15 protein-coding genes are annotated in these 16,504 nt (G+C 73.5%); 9 read left to right on the top strand and 6 right to left on the bottom strand.

What is annotated here, in order from left to right:
* Positions 1–13 precede the first annotated feature (13 nt).
* From O3438_RS03665 to O3438_RS03655, 3 genes are all read right to left on the bottom strand, one after another.
* The gene (locus tag O3438_RS03665; protein ID WP_269678577.1) at positions 14–1,522 is read right to left on the bottom strand and encodes a flavin-containing monooxygenase; all 1,509 of its coding nucleotides are present in this window, start codon (positions 1,520–1,522) and stop codon (positions 14–16) included.
* 62 nt (positions 1,523–1,584) lie between these two features.
* Entirely contained in the window at positions 1,585–2,043 is a 459-nt protein-coding gene (locus O3438_RS03660) for a hypothetical protein (protein WP_269678576.1), read from the bottom strand.
* Positions 2,043–2,522: a hypothetical protein gene (locus O3438_RS03655; RefSeq protein ID WP_269678575.1), complete on the bottom strand. Its 480-nt coding sequence runs from the start codon at positions 2,520–2,522 to the stop codon at positions 2,043–2,045. Before O3438_RS03655 ends, O3438_RS03660 begins: the two co-directional genes overlap by 1 nt.
* A 44-nt stretch (positions 2,523–2,566) precedes the next feature.
* Between O3438_RS03655 and O3438_RS03650 the strand changes: the two genes are divergently transcribed.
* The 7 genes from O3438_RS03650 to O3438_RS03620 all read left to right on the top strand — a co-directional run bounded on the left by O3438_RS03650 (position 2,567) and on the right by O3438_RS03620 (position 11,773).
* Positions 2,567–3,544, top strand: a complete 978-nt coding sequence (locus O3438_RS03650; protein ID WP_269678574.1) for a helix-turn-helix transcriptional regulator — start codon at positions 2,567–2,569, stop codon at positions 3,542–3,544.
* Between the two features lie 93 nt (positions 3,545–3,637).
* Complete coding sequence (locus O3438_RS03645; protein ID WP_269678573.1) at positions 3,638–4,270, top strand: ATP-binding cassette domain-containing protein; 633 nt, start codon at positions 3,638–3,640, stop codon at positions 4,268–4,270.
* Positions 4,267–5,547: an extracellular solute-binding protein gene (locus O3438_RS03640; RefSeq protein WP_269678572.1), complete on the top strand. Its 1,281-nt coding sequence runs from the start codon at positions 4,267–4,269 to the stop codon at positions 5,545–5,547. Before O3438_RS03645 ends, O3438_RS03640 begins: the two co-directional genes overlap by 4 nt.
* Positions 5,544–7,310, top strand: coding sequence for an ABC transporter permease (locus O3438_RS03635; protein WP_269678571.1), 1,767 nt, complete (start codon positions 5,544–5,546; stop codon positions 7,308–7,310). Before O3438_RS03640 ends, O3438_RS03635 begins: the two co-directional genes overlap by 4 nt.
* Positions 7,311–7,369: 59 nt before the next feature.
* Positions 7,370–9,691, top strand: coding sequence for a tetratricopeptide repeat protein (locus O3438_RS03630; protein WP_269678570.1), 2,322 nt, complete (start codon positions 7,370–7,372; stop codon positions 9,689–9,691).
* 40 nt (positions 9,692–9,731) lie between these two features.
* The gene (locus O3438_RS03625) at positions 9,732–10,355 is read left to right on the top strand and encodes an ABC transporter ATP-binding protein (protein ID WP_088989846.1); all 624 of its coding nucleotides are present in this window, start codon (positions 9,732–9,734) and stop codon (positions 10,353–10,355) included.
* Positions 10,352–11,773 (top strand): DUF6297 family protein, encoded by a 1,422-nt coding sequence (locus O3438_RS03620; protein ID WP_269678569.1) that lies wholly within the window; start codon positions 10,352–10,354, stop codon positions 11,771–11,773. Before O3438_RS03625 ends, O3438_RS03620 begins: the two co-directional genes overlap by 4 nt.
* Before the next feature lie 34 nt (positions 11,774–11,807).
* Here O3438_RS03620 and O3438_RS03615 read toward each other — a convergent pair whose 3' ends face one another.
* The 3 genes from O3438_RS03615 to O3438_RS03605 all read right to left on the bottom strand — a co-directional run bounded on the left by O3438_RS03615 (position 11,808) and on the right by O3438_RS03605 (position 14,221).
* Entirely contained in the window at positions 11,808–12,839 is a 1,032-nt protein-coding gene (locus tag O3438_RS03615) for an extracellular catalytic domain type 2 short-chain-length polyhydroxyalkanoate depolymerase (RefSeq protein ID WP_269678568.1), read from the bottom strand.
* 113 nt (positions 12,840–12,952) lie between these two features.
* Complete coding sequence (locus tag O3438_RS03610) at positions 12,953–13,555, bottom strand: MBL fold metallo-hydrolase (RefSeq protein WP_145782614.1); 603 nt, start codon at positions 13,553–13,555, stop codon at positions 12,953–12,955.
* A 57-nt stretch (positions 13,556–13,612) separates the two neighbouring features.
* Positions 13,613–14,221, bottom strand: coding sequence for a hypothetical protein (locus O3438_RS03605; RefSeq protein WP_269678567.1), 609 nt, complete (start codon positions 14,219–14,221; stop codon positions 13,613–13,615).
* A gap of 179 nt (positions 14,222–14,400) precedes the next feature.
* Here O3438_RS03605 and O3438_RS03600 point away from each other — a divergent pair, with 179 nt between their 5' ends.
* Positions 14,401–15,498 carry a DUF5919 domain-containing protein gene (locus O3438_RS03600; RefSeq protein WP_269678566.1) on the top strand — a complete coding sequence of 366 codons (1,098 nt, stop codon included), beginning with the start codon at positions 14,401–14,403 and terminating at the stop codon, positions 15,496–15,498.
* A 70-nt stretch (positions 15,499–15,568) separates the two neighbouring features.
* Positions 15,569–16,456, top strand: coding sequence for a pentapeptide repeat-containing protein (locus O3438_RS03595; RefSeq protein WP_269678565.1), 888 nt, complete (start codon positions 15,569–15,571; stop codon positions 16,454–16,456).
* Positions 16,457–16,504 lie beyond the last annotated feature (48 nt).

The following is a 16,504-nucleotide window of genomic DNA, read 5'->3' as shown; positions in this document are numbered from 1 at the left end:
CCTCTCCTGGCGGTCAGCGACGCTCCGACGACATGGGACGTCGGGTGTCGGTGGGCGCGTCGGTCTCGCCGGCCCGGGAGAACCGCACACCCTCGTCGGTGAGCCTGCCGTGGCGCATCAGCAGCACGTCGCGGGGGTAGTTCTGGTGCAGCCGCCACGGCGCTTTCGCACCCTGTCGGGGTAGCGTGTCGACGGCCCGCAGCACGTAGCCGGAGCGCAGGTCGATCAGCGGCACCCGCCCGTCGTCGGGCGGCGGGAGCGGCGTGACGACCTGCTGGCCGGTGCGGTCCAGGTGCCGCAGCAGACGGCAGACGTACCCGGCGACGAGGTCGGCCTTGAGCGTCCACGACGCGTTGGTGTAGCCGAGGGTCAGCGCGAAGTTCGGCACCCCGGACAGCATCATGCCCTTGTACGCGACGGTGCTGGCGAGGTCGACGTCGACGCCGTCCACGCGCAGCGTCAGGCCACCGACGGCGAGCAGGTTGAGCCCGGTAGCGGTGACCACGATGTCGGCGGGCAGCACGTCGCCGGAGGTCAGCCGGACACCGTCCCGGGTGAAGGTCTCGACGGTGTCGGTGACCACCGACGCCCGCCCCTGCCGCACGGCGGTGAACAGGTCACCGTCGGGCGCGACGCAGAGCCGCTGGTCCCACGGGTCGTAGCGGGGTGAGAAGTGCCTGTCGACGTCGTACCCGACCGGGAGCCGGCCCGTGGCGGCCCGGCGCAGCATCCGCCTCACCAGGCCGGGCGCACGCCGGCTGAGCTGGTAGGTGAGCGTGGACAGCAACACGTTCTTCCCGCGCACCACCGGATACGCGGCGCTCGCCGGCAGCCAGCGCCGCAGCGCGTCGGCCAGCCGGTCCCGCGAGGACAACGCCATGACGTACGTGGGTGAGCGTTGCAGCATCGTCACGTGCGCGGCCCGCTGCGCCATCGCCGGCACCACTGTCACCGCTGTGGCACCGCTGCCGATGACCACCACCCGCTTACCGTTGTGGTCGAGGTCGTCGGGCCAGTGCTGCGGGTGCACCAACCGCCCGGTGTACGCGTCGACGCCGGGCAGCGGTGGGGTGTAGCCCTCGTCGTAGCGGTAGTAGCCGGTGCAGGCGAACAGGAACGAGCAGGTCAGCATCACTGCCTCGGCGGTGTCGGCCCGCTGCGCGTACACCGTCCAGCGGGCGGTGGCGCTGTGCCACTCGGCGCGCAGCACGCGGTGCCGGAAGCGGATGTGCCGCTGCACGTCGTACTCCCGGGCGGTCTCGCGGACGTACTCCCGGATGGTCGCGCCGTCGGCGATGGCCTTCGGGGCGGTCCAGGGCTTGAACGCGTAGCCGAGGGTGAACATGTCCGAGTCCGAGCGGATGCCCGGGTAGCGGAAGAGGTCCCAGGTGCCGCCGACGGCGTCGCGTGCCTCCAGCACCGCGTACGTCTTGCCCGGGCAGCCCCGGGTCAGGTGGCAGGCCGCGCCGATGCCGGACAGACCGGCGCCGATGATCAGCACATCGACGTGGTCGGAGGCCATGACGTCCCTCCATCCAGGGCGGTGGACGGACCCTAACACCGCACCCGGACGGCCGGAACCTGCTAGTCGGACGCGCGCGTGAAGATCATGATCCAGTTGGTTTCCCAGGTCCGCTCACCGTCGACCGAGAACGCCTGCTCCCAGCGGGCGGTGGTCGCGCTGATGTCCGACCAGATGAACCGGCACCGCACCGGTCGCCCCTCGTGCTGGTCGTCGGCGTAGAAGTGGCCGACCCCGTCGACGAAACGGCCCACCATCGGCGGCTGTTCGAGCACCCCGCTGCCGCTGGTCATCCAGTAGATCGACCACTCCTGCCGGGCCGGATCGAAGATCCGGATCGTGGCGCCGGCGGAGCCCCTGGTCGGGAACGTGATCTCGTCGAAGTGGCCGCCGCCGGCGAAGAAGCCGTGCGCTACCGACACCCCGGGGAACTCCTCCCACTCGTCCGAGCCGACCAGCCGCTCGCGCAGCCGCCGGTTGACGACGTTCCAGGTGCCGGTGAAGAAGTCGAAGTCGCCCATCAGTGGCCTACCGGCCCTTCCGCTCGCGTGTCGCTCAGATAGTCGGTCACGTCGGGGCTCGCCGGCACCAGCATGTGTCGGACCCAGGCGGCCCGCTCGTGCTCCAGCACCGACAACTCCCACACGCAGCCCATCCCGGGCCGGCGCAGTGTGACGAAGTGTGTCGGGTCGTCGTCGGGGCAGTCCAGGGCCGGGTGCCCGGCAACCGCGACGCGGACCTCCACCGCGTTGTCGAACATCCAGGTGTACGCCAGCAGGTACGCGCCGGTGTCCGCGCCCCGGTGCAGCACCACCCACCCGGCGGCCGGGGTGCCGTCGTCCACGACGTCGGCCAGCAGCGCGGGCAGCAGGTCGTACGCCGCCTTCTCCACCTCCGGCTCGATACGCTGTTCCGGCTGGTCGATGTGGTAGCGCTTGAGCTGTCGACCGTCCACCGTGACGAGTCCCGGCGTGCTCAGATCCTTGTTCCGAAAGGCCATGTCGGGACAGTAGGATCACTCCCCTGACAGCTAGTGTCAGTGAAGTGCGGGCCAGTCGACTTCTCTCCGTCCTGATGCTGCTCCAGACACACGGTCGGCTCACCGCCGCGCAGCTCGCCGACCGGTTGGGCGTCTCCCCCCGCACCATCTACCGCGACGTGGAGTCGCTGCACGCCGCCGGCATCCCGCTGTACGGAGAGGCCGGGCACGCCGGCGGCTACCAACTGGTCGACGGCTGGCGGACCCGCCTGACCGGGCTGACCGCCGAGGAGGCCGACCGGCTGTTCCTGGCGGGTCTGCCCGGCCCGGCCGACGAGTTGGGCTACGGCGACGTGGTCGCAGCGCTGCAACTCAAGCTGCACGCCGCGCTCCCCGCGCCGCTGCGCGACCGGGCCACCCGACTCCAGCAACGCTTCCACCTCGACGCGCCCGGCTGGTACGCCGACGGTGACGCCTCACCGGAGTTGGCGCGTACGGCCGAGGCGGTCTGGCGGCAGCACCGCGTCGAGGTGCGCTACCGGAGCTGGAACGGTGAGGTGACCCGGGTGCTGGAGCCGTACGGCCTGGTGCTCAAGGGTGGCCGGTGGTACGTGGTGGCCGACCAGCCCGGCCGGGGCGCGCCGGCGACGTACCGGGTCAGCCAGATCCTCGCCCTGACTCCGCTCCCGCAGGAGTTCGACCGGCCCGCCGACTTCGACCTGCCGTCGTGGTGGCGGGCGCACGTGGTGCGGTTCCGGGCCCGGCTGCACCGCGACGAGGCCACCGTACGGCTCTCCCCCGGTGGTCGGGAACGGCTGCGGGAGATCGCCGGCGATCCGCTGGTGACAGCTGTGGATGCCAGCGCCGGGCCGCCGGACGCGCGCGGCTGGGTGACCGCGGTGCTGCCGATCGAGTCGCTCACCCATGCCCACGGTGAGCTGCTGCGCCTCGGCGCCGACGTCGAGGTGCTGGCCCCGGCGGCGTTGCGCGAGCGCCTGGCCGCCACGGCGGCCGGCCTCGCCGCGCTCTACTCCACCGGCTGAACCGGCCGACACCTCCACAATGGAGGTGCCCGAGGGCATCGATTGTCGGCACGGTGTGCCACCCTGGGTGCGGTCTCCCAGCGGTCACCGGAGGTGAGGGTCACGTTACGGCTACACGCACTGGTCGCCGTCCCCGGCACCGGGCCGGTGACCCTGGACGTCCCCGCCGGCACGCTCGCCGCCCTGGTCGCCCCGCCGCGGTTCGGCACCGCTGTCGCCCGGGTGCTGGTCGGCCTCGCCGCTCCGGTGACCGGTCGCATCCTGGTCGGTGACCGGGACGTCACCGCGCTGCCGCCGCCGCGCCGGCAGATCGGCTACGTGCCAGCCGGCGGCGCGCTCCTGCCGCAGCTCAACGTGCGCCGCAACATCGAGTACGGCCAGCGCAAACGCGAGCGTGTGCACGAGGTGGCCGACGACTGGACGACCACTGTCGTCGACCGTCTCGAGTTGGCGCTGTCGCTGACCCTGCTGCCGCACCAGATCTCCGCCGCGCAACGGTTCCGGGTGGCCCTGGCCCGGGCGGCGGCCTGCCTGCCCGAGGTGCTCGTGGTCGACCTGCCGGCGGGTTCGGCCGGCGACAGCCGCCTCGCCGACCTGATGCCCCGGCTCTCCCCACCCGAGGCCCCCGGGGTGGCGGTGCTGGTCTGTACCGCCGACCCGGCCACCCTGGCCGAGATCCCGGTGCGGCACGTGCTGGTCACCGAGCCGAGCGAGGCGACCCGATGAGACCGTCCGCCCGTCCGAGCCGTCGTGCCCTGCTGCGCGCCGCCGCCGCGGGCGTCGCCGCCATGGCCGCCGGCTGCTCGGGCGGAACCCGGTCGGTGCAGGTCGCGGTGGTCTGGAGCAGCAGCGAGCTGGACCGGTTCCGCCAGGTCGTCGGCGACTACCTCGGCGGTTCGGTGCAGGTGGTGAGCGCCGGCAACGACATCGACGCGTTCCTGCGGGCCCGACACCTCGCGGGCACCAGCCCGGACGTGGCGATCCTGCCCCGCCCCGGCCTGGTCACCGAGTACGCCCAGCGTGGCTGGCTGAGCCCGGTGCGTCCGTCCAGCGAGTACGCGGTGCCCGACGGGCTGGGCGACCTGCTGACCGCCGACGGCCGGCGCTACGGCGTGTGGGTCAAGGCGGCGCACAAGTCGCTGGTGTGGCACCTGCCGTCGATGCTGCCCGAGCAGCCGACCGACTGGGACGGGCTGGTCGAGCGCACCCGGCAGCTCGGCGCGAACGCCCGGCGTGCCGGTGGCCCGGCGCCGCTGGCCATCGGCGCCGCGGACGGTTGGGTGCTCACCGACTGGTTCGAGAACGTGCTGGCCGACGTGGCACCCGAGAGCTACGACGCTCTCGCCCGTCCGGACGCGGACTGGCAGGGCAGGCCGGTGCGTGACGCCCTGGACCGGCTGGCCGAGCTCTGGAGCATCGACGGCGCGTTCCTGGGCGGCGGCCGTCGTGCCCTGCTCACCCAGTACGAGGAGTCGGTGATCCAGGTGGTGTATTCCCGGCGTGCGGTGATGCTCTGCGGGGCGGACTTCACCGCCGACGTCGTCGGCCCGTTCCAGCGCGGTCCGGAAGCACCCACCACGTTCCCGTTCCCGGGCACCCGGCCCGGAGGCGGCCCGTTGATCGTGGGCGGGGACGCGGCGGTGGCGTTCGCCGACTCCCAGGGTGGGGTGGAGCTGGTCCAGTGGCTCACCAGGGCCGACTCGTTCCGGCCGTGGTTGCGCGCCGGCGGCTACCTGTCGCCCAACACCAACGTGCCGATCACCAGCTACACCGACGAGGTAGGCCGGAAGCTCGCCCGGGAGATGCAGGCGCCCGGCACGCTGCGCTTCGACCTCTCCGACCAGTTGCCGGGCGCGTTCACCGGCTCGGACGGCGTCGGCATCTGGCGCATCATGCAGAGCTTCTTCGCCGACGTCACCGACGGTGTCGGCGCCGACGAGGCGATCCGCCGCGCCACCGGTCAGCTCGCCCTGGCGGCCCGCAACGCGGGCGGCGGCCGATGAGCCAGCCGCGGGTCCTCGGCGAGCTGGCCGTTCTCGACGACGTCGGGCCGCCCCGGCGGGGCCGTGCCTATCCGGCGGCGGGAGCGACCTCGGCGCTGTTGCTGCCGGCCGCCGTGCTGCTCGGTGGGCTCGTGCTGTGGCCGGTGCTCCGGACCATGCACGCCAGCGTCACCACCGACGGCCGCTGGGTCGGCGCGGAGCATTTCCGCACGGCGCTCGCCGCCCCGGGCACCGGCGCGGTGGTCGGCCGGACGGTGCTGTGGGCGCTGCTGGTGCCGGCGGTGGTGACCGCGCTGGGCTACCTGCTCGCCGCCGCGTCCCGCCGCTCCGAGGAGGGCGGCCTGGTCCGCCTGATCCTCCTGGTGCCGGTGGCGTTGCCGCTGGTCGTCACCGGAGTCACCTTCCGGCTGATGTACGACCCCGACCCGAGCCGAGGGCTGGCCACCCTGGTCGCCGCCCGCCTGACCGGCCGCTCGGCCGAGGACGCGCCGCAGTTGCTCGGGCCGGGGCTGGTCACCGTGGCGTTGATGTCGGCGTTCGTCTGGGCCTGGGTGGGCCTGGCCGTGCTGGTGTTCCGATCCGCGCTGGACACGGTGCCGCCGAGTCTCGCCGACGCGGTCCGCGCCTACGGCGGGCGGCGTCGGCACGTCCTGTGGGACGCCCAGTGGCGGCCCCTGCTGCTGCGCACCACGGCCGTGGTCTTCGCGCTGGTGGCGGTCGGCACCAGCCGCACGTTCGACCTGATCCTGGTGATGACCCCCGGTTCGGTCCGGGACGAGGCGTCGGTGCTCGCGCTACGGATCTGGCAGACCTCGGGGGGCACCACCACCGGCGACGGCGCCGCGCTCGGCGTGGTGTGGCTGGTGGCGGTCGTCGGCGGGATCATGGTGGCCGCTCTCTTCGTCCGACAGGCCTGGCCCCCGCCGCGCGCCGAGGCGGCCCCGCAGCCGGGTCCGGTCGCCCCGCCCCGGCGGGTCATCCGGCTGCTCGCGGTCGGCGCGGCGGTGGCGTGGCTGGTGCCGCTGGTGGTGCTGGTCGCCACCTCGGCACACGGCAGGGTCGACGCCGCGGCGCGTGGCTGGTGGTCGACGGCGCCCGACGGCGAGTCCTACCGGAATCTGGTCACCGGCACCGAGTTGTGGCGCACGTTGGGCTTCACGTTGCTCCTGGCCACCGCGGTGACCGCCACGGTGCTGGTGGTCGCGCTGTTGGCCGCGTACCCGCTGGCCTGGTTGACCGGGCCGGCCGCGCAGGCCACCGGGCTGTTGCTGCTGGCCGCCAGCGTCGTGCCGATCCAGGTGATCGCCGGCCCGGTCAACGAGGTGCTCGGCCTGGTGCTGTCCTCCGGCACCTCCCAGGGCCTGGCCCTGGTGCACACCGCGTTGGGTGTGCCGTTCGCCGTGCTGGTGCTGCGCAACGCGTTCGCCGACCTGCCCGTCGAGCAGGTGCGCGACGCCCGGCTGGGCGGCCGTCGGTGGTGGCACACCCTGCGCCGGCTGGCCCGCCACAACCTGTCGGCGGTGGTGGCGGTGTCCGTGCTGGAGTTCGTACAGGTCTGGAACGACCTGGTGGTGGGCCGGCTGTTCAGCGGGTCGGGGGCGTCGCCGCTCGGGCCGTTCCTGGCCGAGCAGACACGCAGCTTCGTGAGCAACAGCGGCGCGCTCGCCGCCAGTTCGGTGCTCGCCTCGGTGCTGCCGGTGGTGCTCGTGGTGGTGTCGCGGCGGCACCTGGTCGCCGGGCTCGTCTCCGGGGGTGTCCGCTGAGCAGGCCGGGCGGTGGTCGCCGCAGTCCGCGCTGGCCGGCGCTGATCGCGATCGGCGGGGTGGTCAGCGGCGTCCTGGCCAACGTGGTCAGCAACCTCGCCAGCAACCTGCTCTCCGAGTTGGCGGCCAGTGTGCTCGGGCCGACGAGCATCGCGCTCGCCGTCGGCGGCATCATCGGCTTCGTCGTGTACGAGGTCCGTCGCCGCCGGGCCGACCGGGACGTCGACCCCGAACCGACGGACGTGCTCACCACGCCGGCCGCCGGCGCGCCGAACCTGCCCTACACGGCCGAGTTCACCGGTCGTGGCGAGCACGTCGAGGCGGTGGTCGAGCTGCTCTCCCGGGAACACGCGGTGGCGGTGCTGGGCCGGCGGGCGGTGGGCACCTCCGCGTGCGCCGTCCAGGCCGCGAACCTGTGCCGGGACGACTTCCCGGACGGGCAGTACTACCTCGACCTGCGCCGCCACGGCCGACCCCGCTCGGCCCAACAGGTGCTCACCGCGCTGGCCCGGATCCTCGGCACCGCCCCGCCGACCTCCGGCCGACCGGACGCGCTCGTCACCGCCGCCGACGCGGTGCGCGGCCAGCTCGACGGCCGCCGGATCCTGCTGGTGCTGGACAACGTCGACCGGCCCGACCAGGTCCGGCCCCTCCTCCCGCCCACCGCGCGCACCTGCCGGCTGCTGCTCGCCGGCGGCCCGGCGCTGATGGGGCTCAAGGGCGTGGTCGCACACTGGATCGCCGAGCCGGGCACCTCCGAGGCGGTCGAGTTGTTCGCCACCGCGGGCGGGGCCGCGCCCGCCGCCCGGGTCCGCCGTGCCGATCCGCGCACCGACCCGGCGGTACGCGACATCGTCGACCTGTGCGGCCGACAGCCCCGCACCGTCCGCGCGCTCGGTTATCGCACCGCCCAGCACGGCTGGCGACACGCCGACCTGCTGGACGCGCTGCGCCGCGCGGTGCAGACGCCACCACACCAGCGGCTCACCGTGTCGCCGGCCGCACGTCTGATCACCGAACGGGACACCGCGTACCGGTCGTTGAGCCGCGAGGCGCGACGGTTGTACCGGGTGATGTCGCTGATCCCCGCCCCGGTCGACCGGCCCACCATCGCCGCGCTGGCCGGCCGGCACCCCGAGCGGGTGACCGCGCTGCTCGACCAGTTGGCCGCCGCGGCGTTCGTGGTCGGCGCGCCCGGCGACCGGTACGAGATCCGCCCGCTGCTCGCCGACAGCGCCCGACTGCACCTGCGCGACGCCCATCCGGTGCGGGCCCGGGTCGCCGCGCAGGCCCGGTTGACCCGGCACCTGGCCCGCCGGGCCGAACGGCACGCCGCCAACCTGGCGGTGCTCGGCGCGCCACCGGACCGGGAGTGGTCACTGCCGCTGGACGACGACCCGTACGGCTGGTTCGACCTGCACCAGGAGCTGCTGCTGGCGGTGGTCCGGGTGCCGTCCGGCGCGGCCGAGACACTGCCCCGACGGGTACGCCGGTGGTGGTTCCGGCTGGCCGTGGCGCTCTGCGGGTGGCTGGCGTACGCCGAACGGCTCGACGAGTGGGAGCAGGTCTGCCGCACCGTGCTGGCCACCCCGACCGCCGACGACCAACCAGAGATCGCCGGGTGGGCGCACAACGAACTGGGTGTGCTGCGTCGGCGTCGGCACGATCCGCACGGGGCGGCGGCCGCGCTCACCCTCGCGGTGAACGAGCGCGGACGCGGGGGCACCGCCCAGGCCCGGATGAACCTCGGCCTGGCCCTGCTGGATCTGGGGCAGTTGGACGACGCGGTGGAGCACCTGGAGATGTCCCGCAGGCACCGCTCCGGGGCGGACCGGGCCGGGCACGCCCTCACCGACCTGGGTCTCGGCGCGGCGCAGCTGGCCCGGGGTGAGTTGGACAGCGCACACCACCACCTGGTGCGGGCGGCGAACACCTTCCGGTCGGTGGGCGACGCCCGGGGGTACGCGGCGGCGTTGACCAACCTGGTGCTGGTGCACGCGGGTCTCGGCGAGCACCTGGACGCCGCGCAGGCGTGGCGGGCGGCGCTGCGCGAGTACGAGTCGGTCAACGACCCGACGAGCCGGGCGACGGCCCTGCTCAACGCCGGGGCGACGCTGCTGACCAGCACGCCGGGGCAGGCGCGGGTGGCGTACGACCTGCTGGCCGAGAGCCGGCGGCTGCGCGAGGAGACGCAGCCCACGGCGGGGCTGGCGCGCACCCTGCTCTACCTGGGTGACGCCTGCGCGGCGCTCGGCGAGCACGCCGACGCGCGGCGGCACTGGGCGGACGCTGCGTCGGTCGCCGAGGAGGTCGCCGACGGGCAGGCGCTGGCCGCCGCCGACGCCCGACTGGAGGACGACGCCGCGGATCGCGTGACGTAGGTCGCTCGGCTTGGCCGGTGGCACGCCTCTGGGAGACTCTGTGATCGTGGACGCGCTCGCGGTACGGGGACTCAGTCGCAACTTCGGCAACCTGGTGGTGCTCGACGACGTGAGTTTCACACTCCCGGCGGGTCGGATCGCTGTGGTGCTGGGCCCGAACGGCAGCGGCAAGACGACACTGTTGCGCTGTGTGGTCGGCGCGGACCGGCCGGACGCGGGCGAGGTGCTGGTGCAGGGCCGACGGGCCGACGAGACCGACCCGCAGGTGCGGGCGTTGATGGCCGCCGCCCTGGACGACATCGACTTCTTCCCCGACCTGTCCGTGGTCGAGCACCTGGAGTTGGTCGCGTACGCGCACGGTGGCGACGCCGAGCCGGTCGAGGAGGTCCTCGCCGAGCTGGGCCTGGAGGCGGCCCGCGACCAGTTGCCGGTGACGCTGTCCAGCGGGCAACGCCGCCGCCTGGCGCTCGCCTCGTGTTTCGTCCGCCCCCGTCGGGTGCTGATCCTGGACGAGCCCGAGCAGCGGCTGGACGTCCGTGGGCGGCAGTGGCTCACCGAGCGCCTGCTGCGCGAACGCGAGGCGGGCACGGCCGTGCTGCTGGCCTCGCACGACCCGGAGCTGATCGACGCGGTGGTCGACGAGCGCATCGAGATCGGCCGGTGACCGCCCCGACGGCCACGATCGCCGACGCGCCGACCGGCGTGCCCACCGCGCGACAGCTGCGGACGCACCTGCGCAGGGCGCGCAGCCGGCACCACGATCATTCCCTCGGCGACGTGCTGGGCGACGCGTACGTGATCGTCCTGTTCACTGGCATGTACGGGTGGTTCGCGGTCAGCGCCAGCCGTGACCTGCTGGACTCCCCCAGTGTGGGGCAGGCCGAGCCGGGCGTGCGCTGGTGGTTGGCGGTCGCGGCGCTACTGGCCGGCGCCGGCCTCGCCTGGCGGGGTCTGCGCGCGCTCGGGCCGCTGCTGGTCACCCCGGCCACGCAGAGCTGGGCGACCAGCGCGCCGGTCGACCGGCGGGCCTGGCTGGCGCCGCGCTTCGTCCTGCTGCTGATCGGCGCGGCGGCCAGCACCGCGGCCCTCGGTGTGGCCGTCGCCGCGCTTGGCGGTGTCAGCGATCCGGGCGCCCTGGGCTGGGCGGCCGCGGCCGGCGCGGCGTGGGGTGCGGCGGCGCTGGCGGTCAGCGTCGTCGCCCAGAGCAGCCGGGCCGGTCGACGGTGGCCGACACTGGTCGGTGCGGTCCCGCTGGTCGCGGCCGCCGTGATCACCGGCGCGGTGGTGCTCGTCGGTGGCCTGGGCGACGCTCTGCCCCGACCGGCGACGACGCCCACCGTCGCGCTGTTCGCCGTGGCGGTGCCGCTCGTAGGCCTGGGCACGGTCCTCGCGGTACGCGCGCTGCCCCGCGTCGACCGGGCCACGCTGACCACCGGCGCCCAGTTCGCCAACGCCGCCTCCACGGCCATGATCCTGCTGGATCCGAGTCTGCTCGCCGGGCTGGTGGAGAGCCGGCGGTGGCGTCGGGTCGGCAAGGTCCGCAGCAGCCGGTTCCGGCCCGGCCCGGGCTGGTGGGCGCTGCTCCAGGCCGACGTACGACGACTGCGCCGCCATCCGAGCGCGGTGCTGATCTGGGCTGCGCTGATCGGGGTGCAGTACGCTGCCGCGCTCGCCATGCCCGGATTGGCCGGGGCCGCTCAGGTGGTGTTCGCGTACCTCGCCGTCGACCGGCTGACCGGTGGTCTGCGGTCGATCAGCCGCTCACCCGGGCTGCGTCGGGCGCTCGGGGGCAGCGACAACCTGCTGCGCGGCATCCACGTGGTGGTGCCGGCGGTCGGCGCGGCTCTGTGGTGGTTGCTGACGGTGCCGACCGTCGACCCGGGGCCGGCGTGGCTCGCGCCGACGCTGGCGCTCGGGGTGGTGGCCGCCGCGTTCCGGGCCGGCACCCGCCCACCGATCAACTACGGCGGCGCGACTGTCAACACCCCGTTCGGGATGGTCCCTGTCGACCTGCTGCGCCAGGGGTCACGGGGGCCGGCGCTGCTGGCCGTACTCGTCCTGGTCCAGCTGTTCCTGGGCTGACCGGCCAGCACCCTCGACCGGCCAGCCCGGGCGATCAGCCGTCGAGGCGGCGGACCATGTTCATGATGGTCTCCACCTGCGCGCCGCCCTTGATCGGGAAGTTGGTCGCGCCGAGGTAGCCCCACCAGTCCCAGCAGCCGTTCGGGTTGCCGAGGCTGGTGCCCGCCTGCGGGTAGAGGACGATCAGGTTGTTGGTGTCGGCGTACTGGTTGAGGTTGGCCCGGTCGACGAAGGCCGTGCCCACCGCGCCGGATCCCTGCGCGCAGCCGTGCAGGGCGACCAGCAGCCGGCACGACTGGCCGGCCACGCAGGCCGACGGGACGTAGGCGTAGCCGTTGGCGTCCATGCTCAACCCGTTGGCCCAGCCGTTGACGGCGAAGGTGTTCTGGTCGAACCGGACGAGCGTGCCGCCGAGCGCGCCGGTGTTCGGTGCGTTCACCCCGCCGAGGAGTTTGCGCAGCAGCGCGTTCTGCGGATCGGTGCCGCAGTCGTTGAGGAAGGGCGAGGCGGTCGCCGTGCAGCCGAGCGTGCCGTACGGGGTGACCCAGGAGTGACCGGCGGCGGAGCCGCTGTCGTACTGCACGCTGGCCCCGAAGTGCTGGTAGTAGCGGGCGAGGTCGTCGGTGACGGACTTCTTGACGGTGGTGTCGTTGATGCCGTGGAACACGTACACCGGATCGCCGGACAGGTTGCCGACCGGGTCGACCCAGCCGTACGACGCCCATGTGCGGGTGTAGGCCTGCAGGGCCGTGAGATTCGTCGGGTACGCGTTGTCACCGCAGCCGTAGAGCGCCTGCGCGACGGTGTTCTGGGAGCAGTAGTACGGCCCGGCGGCGAACACGGCCGCGCCACGGATGCGGGACGAGTAGGCGACGTGCAGTTGCGTGGCCATGTAGCCACCGGATGAGACACCGGCGACGTAGACGCCGGAGACGTTGTAGGTGCCCAACGACCCGGCGACCGGGGTCTTGGTGGGCGGGGTGGCGGCCTGGGCGGGGGTCGCGGTGGTCAGAGCCAGCAGAAGGACGGCGGCGAGGGTGGTGGCGATCTTCCGCGGTGTGGACATGGGCGCTCCTCGGCAGCGCCGACCGGGGCGTCGACGCGCGCCGAAGCTACCGTGACATAGACCACATCAGATATGAGGGCGGTCGACACGTTCGCCGCCACCGGTGTGGTCCCTCAGGCGGTGTCGCCGGGGGCGAGGTGGCGGTAGCCGGGGATCGTCTCGCCGAACCAGCCAGCGACGCTGGCCAGGCCACGCTCGTTGAGCTGCGCGTCGTGGATCGGGTAGGCCGCGGCGGCACCGACGGCGGCAGCGAACCGGATCGCCTCGTCGAGGCGCAGCCACGACCCCTGGGCCGGGACGAGCACTGTGCGGACCGGCTCGTCCGGCACGTGCAAAGAGTCACCGGGATGGTAGAGCCCGTCACCGACCAGGTAGCCCAGGTTGGGGCAGTCCGGCTGTCCCTCGTGGATCGCCGCGTGCCGGCCGCCGTGGGCACTGACCTCGATGCCGGCCGCCGTGAAGCGTTGCCCCGCGCGGACCCGGGTCACCGGTAGCGGAGCGAGGTCGGGCAGTCGGGCACCCTCCGGGGCGTACACGGGGACGCCCAAACCGGCGAGGCGCAGCACGTCGACGTGGTCGGTGTGCTCATGGGTGACCAGGACGGCGTCCGCGCCGACCAGGGCACGTGGCTCGCTCCACGTCCCCGGGTCGATCACCAACACCCCGCCGTCGTGCTCGACCCGGACGCAGGCATGGGTGAACCGCGTGATCCGCATCCGGCGACGGTACGCCGCCGGCGCGCGAATGGTGGGCCGCCGCCGAGCGGGCTCTGGTCACAGCGGTTCGACCGCCGCCGTACGCAGGATGTAGACGAACTGGGCGGCGAACGCGACGAGCGCCGCCACCACCCCGGCCGGGATCGCCAGCACGTGCGCGAGCCCGGCCAGCCCGGCCAGCAGGGCGATCCCGAGGCCGAGCAGCACCGCGTTCACGGCACCGACCAGGGCGGCAGTGGTGAGCAGGAACTCCCACCACCCACGCTTGATGCCGACCAGCTTCCAGGCTGAGCGCATCGTGCCCTCGTCGGTGACCGCATCGCTGAAGAAGTCGTGCTCGCTGGCGAACCGGTGGTGGTAGTAGGCGCGGATGCGTTGGATCCGCCGCAGGTCCAACGCGTTCTCGACGGTGGTCTCGACCAGCCGCAGGAAGGTCAGCAACCCGACGACGAGCAGGGTCGGGAGCACCGCGCCGAGGTACGGCTGGAGCAGCGTCTCGTTGGTGGCCACGAAACCGAGCCCGATCAGGGCTGCCGACAGGACGGACAGGAAGATCGTGGCCCGGCCGGTGGCCTCGGCGATAGTGCCGGCGCGGGCGCTCTCCAATGCGTAGTGCTCGGTGGTCAACGCGCTGAGCAACGCCTGCTCGCGTTCACTGTCGTCCACCGCGCCTACCCTCCGTGGTCGCATCACCCCGTTACCGTCACCCTATGAGGGGTGGAGTCGGTCCGGGCGACGAAACCGTCGCCCCCGAACGGGACAGCGGCCGGCGAAGCCGGCACGTATCGTCCGCGTTTCGGATCGGTGGGCGGCGGCCGGGCCGGCCGACGGCGGAAGGGGATCGGATGCCGGGGTGGGCTGGTCGAGGTGGCCGGCAGCGGCGCGCCTTCGGCGTCGGTGGGGCGCTGCTCGGGATCGCCGTGGTGATGCTGCTGGCCGCCTGGCGCAGCACGGGTTTCCTCAGCGACCTGTTGCTCAACCTCGGGGCCAGCGTGGTGCTCGCGGCCATCTCGTACGTCATCTTCGACCCGCTGTTCGAGGAGGCCCGCAAGGCCCGGGTGCAGGAGCACCTGAGCTTCGACCAGCAGGCCTTCGTGACGCGGCTACACCGCTCCGGACGCCGGGTCCGCATCCTCGACACCTGGACCATCCTGCTGGAGCAACGGCACCGCGAGGAGACCCTGACCGCGATCCGGGCGGCGCTCGCCAACGGCGCGCAGGTGCAGTTGCTCCTGCTCGACCCGGACTGCACCGCCGCCCAGCAGCGCTCCGAGGAGTTGGAGCGGCAGCGGGTGGACGTACCGCGGCAGATCCGCACCAACCTGCGTCACCTCGCCGCCTTCGCCGACGCCCTCGACGGCCGTCTGCGGCACCGCCTACAGGTCCGGCTCTACGACGCCTCGCCGTCGATCCAGCTCTACCAGTGGGACGGGCGGGCGTTGATCTCGTTCTTCCCGATCGGGAAGTTGTCGTTCAACGTTCCTCAACTGGAAGTCGACATGGACAGCCCGTGGGGCGGGTTCGTGCACGCCCGGTTCGAGGAGCTGTGGGAGCACGACCAGGCCACCCTGGACCTGGAACGGTACTGGTCGGTAACGGTCACCCTGCGCCACGACGACTCGGACGTGGTGGAGGTCCGCGTGCCGTACGTGACGGTGGACGGGCAGCACTTCGTCGACTGCCGTGGCTTCCGGGTGACCGGGCCGCTGACCGTGCGAGCCGTGTTGCCACCCCGCGCACCCGGGGCGGCGCCCGCCGTGTTCGCGCTGGCAGAGCCGGCCGACGGTGACCACACGCCGGCCGAGGTCGTGAAACGCTACTTCGACCAGAAGTACGGCCACGACGGCGGCGGCCGGGCTGTCTATCGGCTGGTGCCGCCGCCGGGCGCCTCCCGTGCCCCGGAACCCCGTTCCGCGGCGGCCGGGGACAACCACGGACGGTGACCCCCGACGGTCCGGGTCGGTTCAGTGCGCGGAACAATGGGGGCCTCGCCCGCGCCAGGAGGAGGTCAGCGTGTCACACAGCCCCGCACCGCCACCGCAGTCGGCGCAGTTGCGCGCGGACTGCGGGCGCTGCTTCGGGCTGTGCTGCGTGGTGCCCGCCTTCTCCGCGTCGGCGGACTTCGCCATCGACAAGCCGGCCGGTCAACCCTGCCCCAACCTGGGCACGGACCACAGGTGCGGCATCCACACCGAGCTGCGGCAACGCGGCTTTCCCGGCTGCACGGTGTTCGACTGCTTCGGCGCCGGGCAGCAGGTCGCGCAGGTCACCTTCGGCGCGCGGGACTGGCGGGAGGCACCGGAGACGTTGCCGGCCATGGCGGAGGCGTTCGCCGTGCTGCGACCGCTGCACGAACTGCTCTGGTATCTCGACGCGGCGGTGGCGCTGCACCCGCCGGCCGACCTGCGCGACGAGCTGGAGCACGCCCGTGCCGAGACCGCCGTACTCACGGCAGGTGACGTGGCGCAGCTGCGCGCGGTGGACGTCGCCGCGCACCGGGCCCGGGTCAACCCTCTGCTGTCGCGGGCCAGTGACGTGGCCCGCTCCCCCGGCGGCGTCGACCACCGGGGAGCGCACCTGCTCGGCGTCGACCTGCGCCGGGTCGACCTGCGCCGGGCCAACCTGCGCGGGGCACTGCTGATCGGTGCCGACCTCCGCGACGTCGACCTGGGTCTCGCCGATGTCACCGGGGCGGACCTGCGCGGGGCCGACCTGCGCGGGGCGGATCTGCGCCGCACCCTGTTCCTGCACCAGGCGCAACTGGACGCCGCCCGGGGTGACGCGCGGACCGGCCTGCCGGCGACGCTCACCCGGCCGGCGCACTGGACGGCGCTGCCGCTCACCCCGGTCCGCCAACCGTCGCGGGCCGGCGTCCCCGCCCGGCGCGGACGGCGACGCTGAACCTCCGTCGGCCGACGCCGCCGATGCCGCTGAACAGCGCGAACCACG

The organism is Micromonospora sp. WMMC250 (assembly GCF_027460215.1).
GTDB lineage: Bacteria > Actinomycetota > Actinomycetes > Mycobacteriales > Micromonosporaceae > Micromonospora > Micromonospora taraxaci.
This window is presented reverse-complemented; position numbering and strand designations above follow the sequence as displayed.